Origin of the sequence: Enterobacter sp. ODB01 (assembly GCF_001623605.1) — a bacterium.
In the GTDB taxonomy this organism is placed as follows: Bacteria; Pseudomonadota; Gammaproteobacteria; order Enterobacterales; family Enterobacteriaceae; genus Enterobacter; species Enterobacter kobei.
Map to the genome: position 1 here is coordinate 526,666 of NZ_CP015227.1, position 15,730 is coordinate 542,395.

General features: G+C 56.5%; 12 protein-coding genes. 1 reads left to right on the forward strand and 11 read right to left on the reverse strand.

Annotated features, from left to right (window positions below; all coding sequences use genetic code 11):
• Window positions 1-5: 5 nt before the first annotated feature.
• From mazG to rlmD, 3 genes are all read right to left on the reverse strand, one after another.
• Window positions 6-797 carry a nucleoside triphosphate pyrophosphohydrolase gene (gene mazG, locus A4308_RS02540; RefSeq protein ID WP_045281982.1) on the reverse strand — a complete coding sequence of 264 codons (792 nt, stop codon included), beginning with the start codon at window positions 795-797 and terminating at the stop codon, window positions 6-8.
• Between the two features lie 66 nt (window positions 798-863).
• Window positions 864-3,095, reverse strand: a complete 2,232-nt coding sequence (gene relA, locus A4308_RS02545; RefSeq protein WP_014885048.1) for a GTP diphosphokinase — start codon at window positions 3,093-3,095, stop codon at window positions 864-866.
• Between the two features lie 51 nt (window positions 3,096-3,146).
• On the reverse strand, window positions 3,147-4,445 hold the full coding sequence (gene rlmD / locus A4308_RS02550; protein ID WP_063308466.1) for a 23S rRNA (uracil(1939)-C(5))-methyltransferase RlmD: 1,299 nt from the start codon (window positions 4,443-4,445) through the stop codon (window positions 3,147-3,149).
• Between the two features lie 57 nt (window positions 4,446-4,502).
• Here rlmD and barA point away from each other — a divergent pair, with 57 nt between their 5' ends.
• Window positions 4,503-7,262: a two-component sensor histidine kinase BarA gene (gene barA / locus A4308_RS02555; protein WP_045134132.1), complete on the forward strand. Its 2,760-nt coding sequence runs from the start codon at window positions 4,503-4,505 to the stop codon at window positions 7,260-7,262.
• 96 nt (window positions 7,263-7,358) lie between these two features.
• Here the strand turns inward: barA and A4308_RS02560 are convergent, their stop codons facing one another.
• From A4308_RS02560 to syd, 8 genes are all read right to left on the reverse strand, one after another.
• Window positions 7,359-8,498 (reverse strand): glycerate kinase, encoded by a 1,140-nt coding sequence (locus A4308_RS02560; RefSeq protein ID WP_014885051.1) that lies wholly within the window; start codon window positions 8,496-8,498, stop codon window positions 7,359-7,361.
• 77 nt (window positions 8,499-8,575) lie between these two features.
• A complete protein-coding gene (gene gudD, locus A4308_RS02565; protein ID WP_045281984.1) occupies window positions 8,576-9,913 on the reverse strand; it encodes a glucarate dehydratase in 1,338 nt (445 codons plus the stop codon).
• 15 nt (window positions 9,914-9,928) lie between these two features.
• Window positions 9,929-11,269: an enolase C-terminal domain-like protein gene (locus A4308_RS02570; protein WP_045281985.1), complete on the reverse strand. Its 1,341-nt coding sequence runs from the start codon at window positions 11,267-11,269 to the stop codon at window positions 9,929-9,931.
• A complete protein-coding gene (locus tag A4308_RS02575) occupies window positions 11,269-12,624 on the reverse strand; it encodes an MFS transporter (protein WP_023331203.1) in 1,356 nt (451 codons plus the stop codon). The genes A4308_RS02570 and A4308_RS02575 overlap by 1 nt, the downstream gene beginning before the upstream one ends.
• A gap of 294 nt (window positions 12,625-12,918) precedes the next feature.
• Window positions 12,919-13,368, reverse strand: a complete 450-nt coding sequence (locus A4308_RS02580; RefSeq protein ID WP_023337703.1) for a flavodoxin — start codon at window positions 13,366-13,368, stop codon at window positions 12,919-12,921.
• Window positions 13,369-13,391: 23 nt separating this feature from the next.
• Entirely contained in the window at window positions 13,392-14,168 is a 777-nt protein-coding gene (truC, locus tag A4308_RS02585; protein ID WP_023331205.1) for a tRNA pseudouridine(65) synthase TruC, read from the reverse strand.
• Window positions 14,165-14,494 carry a YqcC family protein gene (locus tag A4308_RS02590; RefSeq protein ID WP_014885057.1) on the reverse strand — a complete coding sequence of 110 codons (330 nt, stop codon included), beginning with the start codon at window positions 14,492-14,494 and terminating at the stop codon, window positions 14,165-14,167. The genes truC and A4308_RS02590 overlap by 4 nt, the downstream gene beginning before the upstream one ends.
• Before the next feature lie 630 nt (window positions 14,495-15,124).
• Window positions 15,125-15,670 (reverse strand): SecY-interacting protein, encoded by a 546-nt coding sequence (gene syd, locus A4308_RS02595; protein ID WP_063308467.1) that lies wholly within the window; start codon window positions 15,668-15,670, stop codon window positions 15,125-15,127.
• Window positions 15,671-15,730: the final 60 nt, after the last annotated feature.

Consider the following 15,730-nt stretch of genomic DNA (forward strand, 5'->3'; position numbering starts at 1 on the left):
TTCCGTTAGAGATCAGATTCCTGGCGTTTTACTTCCTGCCAGACTTCTTCCATCGCCTGGAGGTCAACTCCGGTCATTTCCAGGCCGCGCGAGGCGACAATCCGCTCCACTTCACGAAAACGACGTTCGAATTTCAGATTGGCTTTTTGCAATGCGGTTTCCGCTTTTACACCTAAATGGCGCGAAAGGTTGACGGTCGCAAACAACAGATCGCCCATCTCTTCCTCAAGCTTTGCTTCATCCACCACCGCCTGCTGCGCTTCGTGCATAACCTCGTCGATCTCTTCATGCACTTTATCCAGCACCGGCCCCAGAGAGTCCCAGTCAAAACCGACGGCGGAACAACGCTTTTGAATTTTATGCGCGCGCATCAGCGCAGGCAGACTCAGAGGAATATCGTCCAGCGCCGAATGCTGGGATTTTTCAGCACGCTCGGCGCTTTTTATCTGCTCCCAGCGGGCCAGTACTTCCGCGCTGTTGCCTGCGGTGGCATCGCCAAAGATATGCGGGTGACGGCGCTCAAGCTTGTCGCTGATAGCGGCGCAGATATCATCAAAGTTAAAGCGCCCTTCTTCCTGCGCCATCTGGGCGTAGAACACCACCTGGAACAGCAGGTCGCCGAGTTCACCACGCAGGTCGTCAAAATCCTCGCGAGAAATGGCGTCCAGCACCTCGTAGGTCTCTTCAAGCGTGTACGGGGCGATGGTGGAGAAAGTCTGCTCTTTGTCCCACGGGCAGCCGTTTTCCGGATCGCGCAGGCGTTTCATGATGCCGAGCAGGCGGTCGATTTGAGTCATAGTGTTTTCCATTAAAAAACAAGCCGGGTGGCGGCAAAGCCTTACCCGGCCTACAGAAGAGTGTATTTACCCGCCGTGCAGACGACGCGCGTCAATCACATCCGGCACCTGGTTCAGTTTGCCGAGTACGCGACCCAGCACCTGCAGGTTGTAGATTTCGATGGTCATATCGATGGTGGCAAGCTGCTCGCGGGTATCGCTGCGGCTGGCAACACCCAGCACGTTGACCTTCTCGTTGGCGAGAATGGTGGTGATATCGCGCAGCAAGCCGCTGCGGTCATTGGCGGTAACACGCACCACCAGCGAGTAGCCGGCGGAGTAGCTCTCCCCCCAGACCGCTTCCACGATGCGCTCCGGCGCATGGGACTGCAGCTCGGCAAGCTGGTCACAGTCGGAACGGTGGATCGAGATCCCGCGCCCCTGGGTGATAAAGCCGACGATGTCGTCGCCCGGAATTGGCTGACAGCAGCGGGCAATGTGGTGCATCAGATTGCCCACTCCCTCGACCACTACCCGGCCATTGTCTTTACTGCGCTGCTGCGGGGCGTAGGTTTTCTGCTGCAGCTGCTTCAGCGCCGCCGCGTCCTGCTCTTCCGCGCTTGGCTTATTGAACTGCGCCTGCAGGAAGTTAACCATCTGATTGAGACGAATATCGCCGCCGCCAATTGCCGCTAACAGCTCGTCAAGCTCGTTGAAGTTGTAGCGCGGCAGCAGGAATTTCTCGGCCTCTTTCAGGCTGATCCCGATATGTTCCAGCTCGTCGTCAAGGATCTGACGACCGGCAAGGATATTTTTGTCACGATCCTGCTTGCGGAACCAGGCGTGAATTTTTGAGCGTCCGCGACTGGTGGTGACGTACCCCAGGTTCGGATTAAGCCAGTCCCGGCTCGGGTTAGGCTGCTTCTGGGTGATGATTTCAATCTGATCGCCCATCTGCAACTGGTAAGTGAACGGGACGATGCGCCCGCCGATTTTCGCCCCGATACAGCGGTGCCCCACGTCACTGTGGATGTGGTAGGCAAAATCAAGCGGCGTTGAACCGGCTGGCAGGTCGACCACATCCCCTTTCGGGGTAAAGACGTAGACCCGGTCGTCAAAGACCTGGCTGCGGACTTCGTCGAGCATTTCGCCCGAGTCGGCCATCTCTTCCTGCCACGCAATCAGCTTGCGCAGCCAGGCGATGCGATCCTCGTGACCAGAACGCGCCCCGCCCGACGTTCCCTCTTTGTATTTCCAGTGCGCGGCAACGCCCAGCTCGGCATCTTCGTGCATCTGTTTGGTGCGGATCTGAATTTCGACCGTTTTGCCGCCAGGGCCAAGCACCACGGTGTGAATGGACTGATAACCGTTAGGTTTAGGGTTAGCCACATAGTCATCAAACTCATCCGGCAGATGGCGGAAGTGAGTGTGGACGATCCCCAGCGCGGCGTAGCAGTCCTGCAGACGTTCCGCCACGATACGCACGGCACGCACGTCAAACAGCTCGTCAAAGGCGAGGTGTTTCTTCTGCATTTTGCGCCAGATGCTGTAGATGTGCTTAGGTCGCCCGTAGACTTCGGCGCGCACGTTCTCTTCTTTCATCGCCTGGCGCAAGCCGCCGACAAACTCCTCGATATAGTGCTCGCGGTCAATGCGGCGTTCATGCAGAAGTTTGGCAATGCGCTTATATTCCGCCGGGTGCAGATAACGGAAGCAGTAATCTTCCAGCTCCCATTTGAGCTGACCGATACCTAACCGGTTCGCCAGCGGCGCATAGATGTTTGTACACTCTTTGGCGGCCAGCACGCGCTCGTCTTCCGGCGCATCCTTCACCTCACGCAGGTGGGCAATACGCTCGGCCAGTTTGATGACCACACAGCGGAAATCATCCACCATGGCCAGCAGCATCCGGCGGACGTTATCGACCTGCTCAGAGGAGACGGAATCGGTGTGCGCGGCTTTAAGCTGGCGGATAGCCGCCATATCGCGCACGCCGTGGATCAGCGCGACGACGGATTTTCCGACGCTCTCACGCAGCACGTCTTCCGTCACGACGTTCGCATCGGCGAGAGGAAACAGCAACGCGGCCTGCAGCGTTTCAATATCCATGTTCAGCATGGATAAGATTTCAACCATCTCCACGCCGCGCCACAAAAGGAGATCGGCATCCGGATGACCCTGTGTGGTGCGAAGACAGTAGGCCCAGGTTTCGGTTAAGCGTTCACACGACTGCTGGCTGGAAATTCCCAGACTTGCGATCCATTTTTGTGGGTCAAACTCCCCAGCTTTATTGAGATGTGCACTTCTTACCGCAACCATTGTCCTCTCCTTTAGGGACCAGGGCCTGTCGAAGTCGACAAGCCAAACAAATTAGATGTGCTCGAACAACACCATCGATTCCAGATGCCCAGTGTGCGGGAACATGTCCAGCATTGCCAGACGCTGAATTTGGTAACCCGCGCTGATTAATACCTCACTGTCACGGGCAAGCGTTGCCGGGTTACAGGAAACATAGACCACACGCTTCGGGGCAAGTTTAATCACATGCGCCATGACGCCCGGGGCACCGGCGCGCGCCGGGTCGAGCAGGATTTTGTCAAATCCCTGCAGTGCCCACGGCTGTTGCGTCACATCTTCCTCAAGATTTTGATGAAAGAATGTCACATTTTGCAAGCCGTTCTGTTGTGCGTTCTCCTGCCCTTTAGCCACCAGCGCTTCAACGCCTTCCACGCCAACGACGCTTGCTGCTTTTCGCGCCAGCGGCAGCGTGAAGTTGCCCATGCCGCAGAACAGATCGAGCACCCGATCGGTGGGCTGTATATCAAGCCACGCCAGCGCTTTCTCAACCATCTGCTGGTTTACGCCATCATTTACCTGAATGAAATCCCGCGGGCTAAACGTTAAGCGTAGCCCGTTTGACGCATACCAGGGCGCATCACCGGTAACCTGTTCAAGTATCTCGCTTTGTGGAGCAAGGAAAAGCGCCAGGTCGTGGGAATGCGAAAAACGTTCCAGTTTTTCGCGATCTTTTTTCGATAATGGCGCGTTGTGGCGCAACACCATCAGCGGGCCATTATTGGCCATGACCAGTTCGACATGCCCAAGATGGCGAACGCCGTCCAGTCCTGAGAGGCAAGTGCGCACGTGCGGAAGCAATGCCTCAAGATGGGGCACCAAAACAGGGCACTGCTTCACATCAACAATATCGCTGGAGGCCGCTTTGCGAAAACCCATCTCCAGCCGCGCCGTTTTGGGCTGATAGCTCAGACTCAGACGCGCGCGGCGACGGTAGCCCCAGGGCTGATCAGCAATAACTTCATTCACGTCGTGCTTCAGCAGACGCGCCAGGGCGCGGCTTTTGCTTTTTTGCTGTAATTCTGTGCTCGCATGCTGTTGCTGGCAGCCTCCGCAAACGCCAAAATGCGGACAGCGTGGCGCAACGCGCGCCGGGCTATCGTTGAGGCGACGCTTCACCTGTCCGCGCGCGTACTGGCGTTTGTCTTCCGTCAGCGTAATTTCTGCTCGTTCTGTTGGCAGCAAACCTGTTATAAACAGAGTCTTACCATTGTGATGAGCCACCCCCTGACCAAACGGGTCAAGGTCTGTGGCTTCAACAGTAATGATTTGACGCGTCGTCACGCGTCGTTTTGCAGAGTAGAATTGCGCCATCGCCGAGATTTTTCTCACATAAACATAATTATCTTAATTGTCCCATAACGGAACGCCATGACCAACTACAGCCTGCGCGCGCGCATGATGATTTTGATCCTCGCCCCCACCGTTCTCATCGGTTTGCTGCTGAGTATCTTCTTTGTGGTGCACCGCTATAACGATTTGCAGCGACAGCTGGAGGATGCAGGCGCCAGCATCATCGAACCGCTCGCCGTCTCAAGCGAGTACGGGATGAACCTGCAAAACCGCGAATCCATTGGGCAGTTAATCAGCGTGCTTCACCGACGCCACTCGGACATCGTACGCGCCATTTCCGTTTACGACGAACATAACCGCCTGTTTGTCACCTCGAATTTTCATCTCGATCCGGCGGCCCTGAAAATCCCGGACGGTACACCTTTCCCGCGCCATCTCACCGTACTGCGGCGCGGCGATATCATGATCCTGCGCACGCCGATCGTGTCGGAAAGTTATTCCCCCGACGAGTCTGCGCAATCTGACGCCAAATCCAGCAATAACATGCTGGGATACGTGGCGCTGGAGCTGGATCTCAAATCAGTCCGGCTACAGCAGTACAAAGAGATTTTTATCTCTGGCGTGATGATGCTGTTCTGTATTGGTATTGCACTGATCTTCGGCTGGCGCCTGATGCGCGACGTAACGGGCCCCATCCGCAATATGGTCAATACTGTTGACCGCATCCGCCGGGGACAGCTCGACAGCCGCGTAGAAGGTTTTATGCTGGGCGAGCTGGATATGCTGAAAAACGGCATCAACTCGATGGCGATGTCGCTGGCGGCCTATCACGAAGAGATGCAGCATAACGTTGACCAGGCGACGTCTGACCTGCGCGAAACGCTGGAGCAGATGGAGATCCAGAACGTTGAGCTGGATCTGGCGAAAAAGCGCGCCCAGGAAGCGGCGCGGATTAAATCTGAATTCCTTGCCAATATGTCGCACGAGCTGCGTACGCCGCTCAATGGGGTGATCGGCTTTACCCGCCTGACGCTGAAAAGCGAGCTTAACCCGACGCAGCGCGATCATCTGCACACCATTGAACGTTCGGCCAACAACCTGCTGGCGATCATTAACGACGTGCTGGACTTCTCCAAGCTGGAGGCGGGCAAGCTTATTCTGGAGAGCATACCGTTCCCGCTGCGCGGTACGCTCGATGAAGTGGTCACGCTGCTCGCCCACTCGTCACACGACAAAGGCCTTGAACTGACGCTTAACATCAAAAACGACGTGCCGGATAACGTCATCGGCGATCCTCTGCGCCTTCAGCAGGTCATTACCAATCTTGTTGGCAACGCCATTAAATTCACCGAAAGCGGCAACATCGACATTCTGGTAGAAAAACGCGCGCTCAGTAACAACAAGGTACAGATTGAGGTTCAGATCCGCGATACCGGGATTGGTATTCCCGAGCGCGATCAGTCGCGTCTGTTCCAGGCGTTCCGCCAGGCGGATGCCAGTATCTCCCGTCGTCATGGCGGTACCGGTCTGGGGCTGGTGATTACGCAGAGGCTGGTAAACGAGATGGGCGGCGATATCTCTTTCCACAGCCAGCCAAACCGCGGTTCAACCTTCTGGTTCCACATTAACCTGGATCTCAATCCGAACGCGTTGACCGACGGTCCGGTGACAAGCTGCCTGAACGGTAAGCGTCTGGCCTACGTCGAGCCTAACGCGGCGGCCGCGCAGTGCACGCTGGATATTTTAAGCACCACACCTCTGGAGGTAGTCTACAGCCCTACCTTTTCGGCGCTTGCCGTTGAGCACTACGACATTCTGCTGATGGGTATTCCGGTGACGTTCACCGGCGAGCTGACCATGCAGCAGGAGCGGCTGGCGAAAGCCGCGTCGATGACCGACTATCTGCTGCTGGCGCTGCCCTGCCACGCTCAGATAAACGCGGAAGAGTTGAAAAACGACGGGGCAGCCGCGTGCCTGCTTAAACCCCTCACCGCCACCCGCCTGCTGCCCGCCCTCACGGAGTATTGCCGTCTTAGCCAGCATGCCCTTCCGCTGATTAACGATGAGCAAAAACTGCCGATGAGCGTGATGGCAGTTGATGACAACCCGGCAAACCTGAAGCTCATTGGCGTGTTGCTGGAAGATCAGGTTCAGCATGTGGAGCTGTGCACCAGCGGCACGCAGGCCGTTGAACAAGCCAAACAGATGCAGTTCGATTTAATTCTGATGGATATTCAGATGCCGGGCATGGATGGCATTCGGGCCTGTGAGTTGATCCACCAGCTGCCACATCAGCAGCAAACACCGGTGATTGCGGTCACCGCGCATGCGATGGCCGGTCAGAAAGAGAAGTTACTGAGCGCCGGGATGAATGATTATCTGGCGAAACCTATCGACGAAGAGAAGCTTCATAACCTGCTGTTACGCTATAAGCCGGGACATATTGGCGGAAGCTACACGGTTTCCAGCGAGCCGGTTGAGGTCACCGTCAATCAAAATGCAACCTTTGACTGGCAGCTTGCACTGCGTCAGGCGGCAGGTAAACCCGATTTAGCCCGCGAGATGCTGCAAATGCTGGTCGCGTTTCTGCCGGAGATTCGTAATAAAGTTGAAGAACAGCTTGTGGGGGAACACCCGGATGAACTGCTGGAAGCCATCCACAAGCTTCACGGCAGCTGCGGCTATAGCGGCGTACCGCGGCTTAAAAATCTCTGCCAGCTGCTGGAGCAGCAACTGCGCGCAGGTACGCCAGAATCGGAGCTGGAACCTGAGTTTCTGGAGCTGCTGGATGAAATGGATAACGTGACGCGTGAAGCGATGAAGGTATTGGGGAGCTGAGATAAAAGCCCGGTGGCGGCTTCGCCTTACCGGGCCTACGATTGCGGGTGCGGCCTGATGCCCTCACCCAACCCTCTCCCACGGGGAGCGGGAGAACTACATTCCCTGCCCCACTTTCAGCACCGCCGCGATATTTCTGGCGGTCATCTGTACATTCGCGCTGGCATTTTCCAGCGCATCTTCCAGCGAGCAGATGGTGTAAATCACGCTAAACACCGCATCAATGCCGTGATCGTGTACCACGCCAACATCCGCAGTCAGACTGCCCGCAATCCCGATAACGGGTTTGTTAAAGCGTTTCGCGACCTTCGCTACCCCCACCGGGACTTTGCCGTGGATCGTCTGGCTGTCGATGCGGCCTTCGCCGGTGATAACCAAATCTGCATCGGCCACCTGGTCGGCCAGGTGCAGCGCATCGGTTACAATCTCAATGCCCTGGCGCAACTGTGCGCCGCAAAAAGCGTACAGCGCCGCGCCCATTCCCCCCGCCGCACCACCGCCAGCAAGGTTTAGCACATCCATATCCAGATCCCGGGCAATAATCCGCGCATAATGAGCAAGCGCATTGTCCAGGGTGATGATCATCTCAGGCGTGGCCCCCTTTTGCGGGCCAAATACGGCTGACGCGCCATCCTTTCCAACCAGAGGATTGGTCACGTCGCAGGCGACCTCAATCCGGCACTCGGCCAGACGCGTGTCCAGGCCGCTCAGGTCGATACGCGCGAGTTTTCCCAGCTCGCCTCCGCCCTGCCCCAGCGGCTGTTCACTGGCGTCGAGCAGCTTCGCACCTAGCGCCTGCATCATCCCGGCCCCGCCGTCATTTGTGGCGCTACCGCCGATACCGATGATGATATGCTTAACGCCCGCATCCAGCGCGTGACGGATAAGTTCACCTGTGCCCCAGGAGGTCGTTTTCAGGGGATCGCGCTGCGAAGGCGCAACCAGTTCCAGACCGCTTGCCGCCGCCATTTCAATAAAGGCGCTCTGTTCGTCACCCGAAATCCCGTAAAATCCTTCCACCCGCTCGCCGAGGGGACCGGTCACCGGGACATGTACCCTTCGCCCCTGCGTTGCCGCGATCATCGCCTCAACGGTGCCTTCTCCCCCATCCGCGACCGGCAGTTTGACGTAAACCGCCTCGGGAAAGATCTCGCGAAAACCGCGCTCTATCGCTGTCGCAACCTCAAGCGCACTCAAACTTTCCTTATACGAGTCCGGTGCGATAACAATTTTCATAAGCCATCCTTACGCATAGTCGTTACGTTAAGCATACACCACGTAAAGAACCGCTCATGGGAGCGGTCCCAATGCGTTTATCGTACCATGCACGGACGTTTATTGTCGAATGTCCAGTCGGGGATCAGATACTGCATCGCCATCGCGTCGTCCCGCGCGCCCAGACCGTGTTTCTGGTAAAGCTCGTGCGCTTTCATCACCTGGTCCATATCGAGCTCAATGCCCAATCCCGGCGTTGAAGGCACCTGCACCATGCCACCTTTTATCTCAAACGGCGCTTTGGTCAGACGCTGATTCCCCTCCTGCCAGATCCAGTGGGTGTCGATAGCGGTAATGGTGCCCGGTGCGGCGGCGGCAACGTGGGTGAACATTGCCAGCGACACGTCGAAGTGGTTATTAGAATGCGATCCCCAGGTCAGGCCAAACTCATGGCACATCTGCGCCACGCGGACCGAGCCCTGCATCGTCCAGAAGTGCGGGTCAGCCAGTGGAATATCGACGGATTGTAATGACAGGGTATGCCCCATCTGACGCCAGTCGGTGGCAATCATATTGGTCGCGGTCGGCAGCCCCGTGGCGCGACGGAATTCCGCCATCACTTCGCGGCCCGAGAAACCTTGCTCGGCCCCGCAGGGATCCTCGGCATACGCCAGCACACCTTTGAGCTGTTTACCTATTTTGATCGCTTCATCAAGCGACCATGCACCGTTTGGATCAAGCGTCACGCGCGCCTGTGGGAAACGTTTTGCCAGCGCGGAAATGGCCTCTGCCTCTTCTTCACCCGCCAGCACGCCGCCTTTCAGTTTGAAATCATTGAAGCCATATTTTTCGTATGCCGCTTCCGCCAGCCTCACCACCGCATCCGGGGTCATCGCCTCTTCATGGCGCAGCCGGTACCAGTCGCATGCTTCCTTCGTCTGGCTTTGGTACGGCAGCGGCGTCAGTGTGCGATTGCCGACAAAGAACAGATAGCCAAGCATTTCTACTTCTGAACGCTGCTGCCCCTCACCCAGCAGCGAGGCAACGTTAACGCCCAGGTGCTGGCCCAGCAAATCCAGCATTGCGGCTTCAATCCCGGTCACCACGTGGATGGTGGTTCGCAGATCGAAGGTTTGCAGCCCCCTGCCACCCGCATCGCGGTCGGCAAAGGTGTTGCGCACGGTGTTGAGGACATTTTTGTACTCACCCAGCATTTTGCCCACCACCAGCGGAATGGCATCCTCCAGCGTTTTACGGATCTTCTCCCCGCCCGGAATTTCACCCACACCGGTATGGCCGGCATTGTCTTTGATAATGACAATATTGCGGGTAAAGAACGGTGCATGTGCCCCGCTCAGGTTCATCAGCATGCTGTCATGACCCGCGACCGGAATGATTTGCATGGAAGTGACGACAGGGGTCGTAAAAGTACTCATCGTGTAATCCTTTTATCAGTGACGTCCAAAAACAGGGCGCTTACGGTCAAATGTCCAGTCGGGAATAAGGTATTGCATCGGGCCTGCGTCATTACGCGCACCGCCCGGTAGCTTTTTATACGCCTCATGAGCTTTGTGGACACGATCCCAGTCAAGTTCCACGCCCAGGCCCGGCGAATCGGGAACGGCAATCTTGCCATTTTTGATTTCCAGCGGATTTTTCGTCAGGCGGGCTTCGCCTTCCTGCCAAATCCAGTGGGTGTCGATAGCGGTCGGGTTTCCCGGTGCCGCGGCGCCAACGTGGGTAAACATCGCCAGCGAAATGTCGAAGTGATTGTTGGAGTGGCAGCCCCAGGTCAGTCCCCAGTCATCGCACAGCTGCGCCACACGCACCGCGCCGGAGAGCGTCCAGAAGTGCGGGTCCGCCAGCGGAATATCGACAGCGTTCAGCATCACCGCATGCCCCATTTCGCGCCAGTTAGTGGCAATCATATTGGTGGCGACCGGTAAGCCGGTGGCACGGCGGAATTCGGCCATGACTTCACGGCCAGAGAAGCCCTGCTCCGCGCCACACGGGTCTTCTGCGTAGGTCAGCACGTCTCCCAGACCTTTGCACAGGCTGATGGCTTCCTCCAGCAGCCAGGCGCCGTTAGGGTCAACGGTGATACGCGCCTCCGGGAAACGTTTTTTCAACGCCCGGGCGGTTTCAATCTCCTGCTCACCGGGCAGCACGCCACCCTTGAGCTTGAAATCTTTGAAGCCGTAGCGATCCTGAGCCGCCTCGGCCAGGCGGACCACCGCGTCGCGGGTAAGGGCTTGCTGGTGGCGCAGCTGATACCAGTCGTGGTTACCCGGTGATTGCGCCAGATAGGGGAGATCGGTTTTCGTGCGATCGCCCACGTAGAACAGATAGCCCAGCACGGTGACCGCATCACGCTGTTTGCCCGGCCCCAGCAGCTCGCAGACCGGGACATTCAGCGCCTTACCCAGTAAATCAAGCAGGGCGGCCTCCAGCGCGGCCACCGCGTTGACGCGCAGCTCAAACGTCCAGGCTCCTTTACCGAAGGTATCAAAATCTGCCGACTGGTTGCCCTTATGCACCCGTTGAACCACCTTGTTCAGGCGGGCAACCTCCTGGCCCACCACCTGCGGAATTGCATCGACCAGGGTCTGGTAGATCACCTCCCCACCAGGTGCCTCACCCACGCCAGTATTACCTGCGCTATCAGTCAACACAACGATATTGCGGGTAAACCACGCATTGTGCGCGCCGCCAATATTGAGCAGCATGCTGTCCTGCCCGGCCACGGGAATAACGTTCATTTCAGTCACGATGGGGCTTGATTGCGTTGTCATCAGCCACGCTCCACTACGGGTTTGAGTTCAATACGTTTGATATCCCCCACCAGCACCAGGTAACTCAGGACTGCCACCAGCGCATGCACGCCGACGTAGATCAGTGCACCGTTGAATGACCCCGTCGTACCAACGATGTAGCCAATCGCGATTGGCGTAACAATCCCGGAAATGTTGCCGAACATGTTGAAAAGACCGCCGCTCAGGCCGCTGATCTCTTTTGGTGCGGTATCCGCCATCACCGCCCAGCCCAGCGCGCCAATGCCTTTGCCGAAGAAGGCCATCGCCATAAAGCCGATAACCATCCACTCGGCGCTGACGTAGTTGCAGAACACCATAGTCATGGAGAGCAGCATGCCGAGCACAATCGGCGTTTTACGCGCGATGTTCAGCGATCCGGTGCGTCGCATCAGCCAGTCGGATATCACCCCGCCGAGCACGCCACCGATAAAGCCGCAGATCGCCGGGACCGAAGCAACAAACCCCGCTTTCAGGATCGACATACCCCGCGCCTGCACCAGGTACACCGGGAACCAGGTGATGAAGAAGTAGGTTAGCGCGTTGATACAGTACTGGCCCAGATAGATGCCGATCATCATCCGCGTACCGACAAGCTGTTTGATCTGCGCCCATTTCTGGCTGAACGGGACTTTTACTTTCCCGGACTTCTGATCCATGTTGATCAGCGCACCACCTTCCGCAATGTACTCCAGCTCTTTCTTGTTTACGCCAGGATGCTGATTCGGTTCGTGGATCACTTTCAGCCAGACGAAGCTAATGATGATCCCTAGCCCGCCCATAAAGAAGAAGACGTGCGACCAGCCCACTTCGTGCGTCAGCCAGCCCATAATGGGTGCGAAGATCACCGTGGCGAAATATTGGGCGGAGTTAAAAATCGCCACCGCCGTTCCCCTCTCCTGCGCCGGGAACCAGGCCGCGACAATACGACTGTTCCCCGGGAAGGAAGGCGCTTCTGCCAGACCTACCAGGAAGCGCAGCGTAAAGAGCGCGACGATAATGCCAAAACCGTTGAAAACATCGACAAAGCCCTGCAAAAGGGTAAATGCAGACCAGATAAAGATGGACCAGAAATAGACACGTTTAGAGCCAAAACGGTCCAGAAGCCAGCCGCCTGGAATTTGCCCGATGACGTAGGCCCATGAGAATGCGGAGAAAACGTAACCCATGCCCACCGGATCAAGGCCGATATCTTTTGCCATTTCAGAGCCGGCAATCGACAGCGTGGCGCGGTCACCATAGTTAAAGGATGTGACGATAAACAGCATCACCACTATCCAGTAGCGGGCATTCGTGCGCTTCTCAGCGCTGCTCGCTGCGTGGCTTAATGTACTCATTGTTGCACTCCTGAAACATAGCTTTCGCCTGGTTCATTCTGTACAGCACCGGTAGGGTAATCAGAATGAGATGTGTTTTGTCGTTTTGGTACGGCCTGAAGCCGTTTTATAAGTGACCGGAAAAGTATATGAAGGAGTGACTCGTTCTCTCACCGTGCAAAAACACAGTATTAAAGGGTGTGCGAGCGGTTGTTTATGGCATAAGCCCAGGCAAGTGGAAGGTGGTTCACGGAATTGAGGTTTGGTGCGGAGTGTATTGCCGGGTGGCGGCTTCGCCTGACCCGGCCTGGAAAACTATTTCAGGAGCGTAGCCCACTGCTCGACCCACGGGTTCGATTCGCTTTCCGGTTCAGGATGCTCACCGGCATCAATCAGCAGCATCTCGCCGACGCGCTGGGCGCTCTGTTCCTGCAGGAGCGCATCAAACTGCTTGCCGCCGCCGCAGAAGTTTGCGTAAGAGCTATCGCCCAGGGCAATGATGCCGTAGTGAACGTCCGGCTGATAGCCAAGCTGGTCTTTAATGCCCTGGAAAAGTGGCACGATGCTGTCCGGCAGATCGCCCTGCCCGGTAGTGGACGTCACCACCAGAATGTATTTATCTTTATACTTTTCCCAGTCTGCCAGTTCCGGGTCTTCATAGACCGTGGCTTTATGGCCCTGGCTTGCCAGAATCGCCTCAGCCTCTTCCGCTACCAGCAGTGAGTTGCCGTACATAGTGCCGACAAAAATGCCTACTTCAGCCATGATATTTTTCCCTATGAATGCGTTTACTGTTCATCCTGAACGTTGCCAGATACAAACTCAACCCTTTCATTTTCGGGGAGTTGCCCCAGCCAGCCAAACTGTGACAGCGCCTGCATCCAGACATCATCCAGCCCTGCACGGATATTCAGCGGTTCGCCGGTAAACGGGTGGGTCAGGCTAAGCTCGCTGGCGTGTAACATCAGTCTGTTACAGCCAAAATGCTCGGCCGCGCTGCGATTCTGGCGCAGATCGCCGTGCTTGCTGTCGCCAATAATCGGGTGGCGCAGGTGCGCAAGATGGCGTCGCAGCTGGTGTTTACGCCCGGTTTTGGGCAAAAGCTCAACCAGGCTGTAGCGCGTAGTGGGGAATTTGCTGGTTGCCACCGGCATTTCCGTGGTCGCCATGCCGCGATAATCCGTCACGGCAGGCTGCGGGCCTTTGTCATCGCGGGCAAATTTATCGGCGATTTTATCCAGCTCCTCTACCAGCGGATAGTCGAGCGTGGCGGCGTCCGTCAGCCAGCCGCGCACGATCGCGTGGTAGCGTTTCTGGATCTGGTGCTGTTCGAACTGCTGAGACAGCAGACGTCCCGCCTCGCTGGAAAGCCCCATCAGCAGCACGCCGGAGGTCGGTCTGTCGAGACGATGGGCGGTAAAAACATGCTGACCAATCTGGTCGCGTACGGTCTGCATCACGACCACTTTCTCGTCGCGATCCAGCCAGCTGCGGTGCACCAGCCAGCCAGACGGTTTATTCACCGCCACCAGCCACTCGTCCTGATAGAGGATCTCAAGCGTCATGCATCTTCACCGGCAAACAGGGCATCCAGTTTTTCCAGCTCAACCAGCATGACCGCGCGCGCAGGGTGCGTCGCCTCAAGAGCCATTTCATAATAGGGAGAGACCGCAAACGCCTGCGGCAGCGGATGACCGCCTTCCAGCAGCGCGTGCATGCGCGGAATTAACACCCACTGGAGCCACTCGAACGGGGCCAGGGTATCCAGACAAAATGGCTGGGTGCTGGCGAACGCTTCCGGCTGCGGCGCGGTCTCTTGCCACAGCTGATGTTGGCGCAAAAGGGCTTCGATGGCGTGCAACTGAGCACGAATGCTATCGTGTTGCGTCATGGTAACCTCAACTGAAAAAGTGAACGGCGCGCAGCATAGCATTGCGGGAGGCAGAAATAAAAAAGGGAGCACTGTAAAAACAGTGCTCCCGGTTCGTTCCGCAGCATTCCAGCTACAATTCGTGCTCCCTGCTCATCCGTGACAACTTTTCCTGATGCCCGAAGGGCTGGTCATCCGTCTACCTTTCGCATCCTGCACACATCTTCCTGACGTGCTTGTTTCATCCTGAAACGTCCTGGCCTTCCTGACCCACCGACCGTCCTGTTCGGCTCTCGTTCTCCTTCCTGGAGGTGTCCCTTACGCGTCCTGCGTTATCCCTTTGCTTCATCCTGAAGCCTTCCTGCAGCGTCATCCTGACGTGTCCTGAGTAAGAAACGCCATCATCCTGATGTTCGTTTCTCGTGTCGGCGTCCTGTCGACAGAGATAGAATCCGCTATTCCGCTTCGTCTTACAACCCACCAGGGGAGCGTTGTAAGACGTAAGAAAGCCCTATAAAAGCTGGGATAAACAGCTAATCCATTGAAAAACAGCGTGATATTAATCTTAATTAAATGAGGTAATACTGAATGTTCCAGCGATCTCTCACAAACCTTGTAAGAGATCTCTCACACGCGCTGTAGCATTATGGATTACAGAAGAGGCTCAAGTCGGGTAAGGAAATCCGCAAGTGAAGGGGCGAGGGTCTCGCGATTGCGGGTGCCGATGGTCTCTTTAATCACTTCGCCAGACAGGTTACAGACGGAAATCACATCCAGGTCACTGTCGAGCGTAGCAATAAAGAGCGTCGGAGAAAGCTTAAGGCGTTTTTGCGTGACCAGATGACCAATCAGGTTTTCCTGAACACGCTGCAGATCGTCTTCGCTCCAGGTCTGCAACAGCGTCAGCGTCAAATCACCCAAGCGAGCGGGCATATCCCCTGCACATTGCGTGACGTAAAACGCGTGAACCGCTGGTTGTACCACAATCTCCATAGCCCGTTCAACCGCATTTACATTTTGCCCGGCGGTACTCGGCTTCGGCTGCCAGATAACATAATCATCCTGAGAAGAGATAATGCACGGTGACGGTACGCCATATAATTCAGCACTTTGCGGCCACGTTCCATGCTTTTCATGCCACGCATCGCAATAGCGGGTCGTGAAGGTAGTAAGGGCATTTGCAGTTTCGATGTCCACCGATTTCTCTCTTCTTGTAAGACAGGATAAACTCAGCCCATAAGTGTACCTGTAAAGTGG